Source organism: Vibrio sp. 10N.237.312.B06, from assembly GCF_041464685.1.
Lineage (GTDB): Bacteria > Pseudomonadota > Gammaproteobacteria > Enterobacterales > Vibrionaceae > Vibrio > Vibrio tasmaniensis_A.
On sequence record NZ_JBFSPI010000166.1, the window covers coordinates 1 to 3,655 of the forward strand.

The 3,655-nt window shown below is 37.4% G+C and carries 3 protein-coding genes; 2 read left to right on the forward strand and 1 reads right to left on the reverse strand.

Annotation, left to right across the window (positions count from 1 at the left end; all coding sequences use genetic code 11):
- Positions 1-529: 529 nt before the first annotated feature.
- Positions 530-811 carry a hypothetical protein gene (locus AB6C75_RS23125; protein ID WP_017090444.1) on the reverse strand — a complete coding sequence of 94 codons (282 nt, stop codon included), beginning with the start codon at positions 809-811 and terminating at the stop codon, positions 530-532.
- A gap of 323 nt (positions 812-1,134) precedes the next feature.
- Between AB6C75_RS23125 and AB6C75_RS23130 the strand changes: the two genes are divergently transcribed.
- Together AB6C75_RS23130 and AB6C75_RS23135 are read left to right on the forward strand one after the other, a co-directional pair.
- Positions 1,135-1,824 (forward strand): hypothetical protein, encoded by a 690-nt coding sequence (locus AB6C75_RS23130; protein WP_371972413.1) that lies wholly within the window; start codon positions 1,135-1,137, stop codon positions 1,822-1,824.
- 512 nt (positions 1,825-2,336) lie between these two features.
- Positions 2,337-2,756, forward strand: coding sequence for a hypothetical protein (locus AB6C75_RS23135; RefSeq protein WP_102458427.1), 420 nt, complete (start codon positions 2,337-2,339; stop codon positions 2,754-2,756).
- The last annotated feature ends 899 nt before the right edge of the window (positions 2,757-3,655 follow it).

The following is a 3,655-nucleotide window of genomic DNA, read 5'->3' on the forward strand; positions in this document are numbered from 1 at the left end:
TATTTAAAGCGAGGCGATAGCAAGCGAAAAAATACAAACGACTTGAGCGAATTTGACGGGGGTTTGGGGCAGTATGCACCAAGAGCAGAATGTAACTGATCGCTTTGGTCTTGATGAGTTCAAAGAGAACTGGCGAATGAGACTGACGCACTCCACGTTGTTCGTTTGTCTCCATCGAGCACCAAGTAAAAACTGCAAGGCAGATTTTTACCTGGTACTCGATGGCCGGATAAGAAAAACATTCCTTTTGGGGAGTTGGGCACTAAAGATGGATGAAATGGGATTGGCTAAAAACACCCTGTAAATCGCTCTGAAAGCGTCACAAACTTACAAGGCGTTATGGAAGCATATCGCCTTGATCAAGTGTCCAAAATCTTTGCTAAGAGCGTTTGAGGGGCTCTGAGGTGTGTTTTTGGTAGCTAACTCGCCCGTTTAACATAATAGGAATAATGAACACCGGTTTTTTAGAGGTTTGATAGCAGTTTTCTCTTAGGGGGGGCAAGTCTGACTGGATCAGATCTACATTTTTCTATCCGTTACCAGAAGATAATATATAAGCTAATCCTGAGATTGCGTTTAAGGTGATATTTCCCTCTCGAGGTGGTACGTCCCCAACGGGAGGAATGGTTTGTTCTTTTGAGGGTGATGTACAAACCACACTTTTACAAATGTGACCTAAATCTTCACTTTCAGACACCTTTGGAGAAGTTAATTCCGTTGGTACCAAAGGAGTTATTACAAATTCAGTGTTGTTATTCGATGCTACTGAAAAAGAAAAACATGAAAGTAACAGTATCAACTTTTTCATCATTACCTCGCTTTATATCAAATAAAAAACATTTCACATTGGTGGCTCTGGAAATAAAACTAAGAAGAAAGATCACGTTGACAATGACCTCCAAACCAATACATCGTTCTTGTTAGGCAACTGTTTTGAGTTAGCTTCGTGCAGTGCATTTCTGATTACATTGTAATACAAAGCGATTATTTACCATAACCGCACTTAGTGCGAACTCAGATTTAGACACAAGAACGGCTCCCAATTGGGAGCCGTTCTACCTTGGTGTCAAAGTGACGGATTTTTAGTTGTGATAGTCTATTTATCACAAAATCTGTAAGAAAAATGACTGACACATGAGTGACACTAGATTTAAAAACATTTTATTAAAACCAAATATCGAGCCTTTAGACAGCAATAGTCAACGTATTCGTAGGAACTTAATTATTACATCTATGATCGGTTTTTTTCTTACGATCGGGTCTTCGGGAATTTCCGTAAATGATTCTTCTTTTTTTGGTGTTAAATTTGTCAATATAAACAAAGATTTCATTCATATCGTAATCATTTTAACTTTATGTAACTTCATTATTCATTTTCTTTGGTCAACTATAGATCATTATAAAGAAAACCGATTAAGACTAACTGGACTCAGAATTCCTATAGCTAGTTACTCCATGAGAATGGGTTCAACGATACTAGAACCAATTACCAGTGAAGAGCGTCAATCCACCCTTCACTCTTGGTGGTCGGGAAATGTGGTTGATGTCATTGAAGGCTATAAGAAAAGTTTAGAAAGTAACAATGGTAGTCTTGGGGGAATGAATACTGAAAGTTTAGATGAGATTTTGGGTTATATGGATGTTGCTTTGCGTCGCTACGAAATAGGGTTTTGGAAGCACAATCGAAGTCAATGCTTAAGATGGATCATTATGGATTTCACCATGCCTCTACTCATGGGATTTAGTGCAATTTGGGTTTTATTACCTGATTGGGATGTAAAAATACTGCTTAATATTTTTAATTTTGCATGTGAACAGATGTAGAAATTGTTGGGGTATTTACCGTAACGCCACTTAGTGCGAACTGAGATTTAGACACAAGAACGGCTCCCATATGGGAGCCGTTCTTCGTTGCGCAGGTGAATCCTAGCTAAGGTAACAGAATCTTAATGCTCTGGTTGTCTATTGATGACGTTGTTAGATAAATGCCTTTTAATTCGGAGGCTTTTTTGTCAAAGGAATAAAAACGTATCATTGCTGCTTTATGAGTATAGTTCAGATTTAAGACGTGTACATTTTCCCCTTGTTTAACGTAACGCCACTTAATCAACACCTATTCTTCAAGTTTGGTTTAGCTACAACCCCAAATTTTGCGAATCACTCTTGAACAACCGTTTGTTAGCTTTTGGTTGCACAAGCTTCTTGATCTTCAAATGGTTCTCGATTTGCCACTCATCATGCAAAACATCATTTCCCAAAAACCAGAGTTAGATACGAGAGCGCCATCCTGTAAGTGTTCTATATTTAAATATATTGTCTTGGCTTTTGGTGACTGCATGGTGAAAATTGCATTTGTTTTTTTGCTTTGTTTCCTTTCTGGATACGTTGAGGCTGAGACGAAGTTGAGAGAGTGGCGAGCCAATGGAGGTAATGAAGAAGTAGTTTATTACCTAAAAGTTTCTAGTGTATTTCAACTTTACACTGTGTCTCCTGAAAGTGTAACTCTAACAATGGTAGGTATGCCTGAGGAACTCTGTTCTTCAACATCATTTTTGTTTCAAGGGCAACTGATAGGAATCGAAAGTTCATTTGAAAACTCAAGGTGTATTCATAGAGCCCTCTCTCAGAGGGCTCGTGATTTTATTATAGATGGTTTAATCAATAACAGTGTTGTTGAGTGGGATGGAGTTAGGTTGACAACACTAGGATTTTCTAAAGCGTTTTTAAGCATGGGGAAAGAAGATTTTATTCTTTAAGGATTAACTCGTTCGCTAAATGAAGTTCAAAATAAAGCTCGTTATTTATGTGTAAAATCGGCCCTCTATTCACTACAAAGAGCATTTTAAGTGGCGAATTTCTAGTAGCCATTGATGGTTTAGTGTGATTTTTTTAGCATTGTGATTTAGGACATCAAATGCTTTGATTATGAAAAAAAATTTATCATTAACGATGAGGATTTTTTTATGTAACAGTCAACATGAAAAGATAATCAATATGCAATTTATTGTTTTCGTTGGATTAATGCCGCTTAAACACTATTTCTGTGGATAAAAATGTATTGATTTAACGTAACGGCACTTAGTGCGAATCCAGATTTACACCTATTTTATCTAGAATCTTAGCGTTTGATCATTACAAAAAAATCATGTGTCCCTAGGTCCGTCGGGGTAAATTGCTTTCGCGTTATTAAAGCTAATAGAATTAAATTGACTATGTTGTAATTTATTTATTATTTCAGGGTTCAGTTCTTCGCGGTTAAAGCTGCAAAAAAGGTGGAGTCCTTCTGCGTCTTTATCGAAGAGTAAACTTTCTAGGCTATTTATGTTTTCGACATGCATCAGAGTCGGGTAATTTGATTCATTCATACGGTAGGCCTTATAAATGTTGGTTAACAATAGCCTAGGCAGTGAATCGCTAGTTTGAAAAGACAATAATGGAAGTGGAAAACACCCCACTATGCAACTGGTTGATTTTGTGGGGGGAGATCCACTTACTCAATATTTTTGTGGATAAAAATGTATCAATTTAACGTAACAGCACTTAGTGCGAAGTGAGATTTAGACACAAGAACGGCTCCCGATTAGGAGCCGTTCTTCGTTGCTAGCTAAGGTAACAGAATCTTAATGCTCTGGTTGTCTATTGATGACGTTGTTAG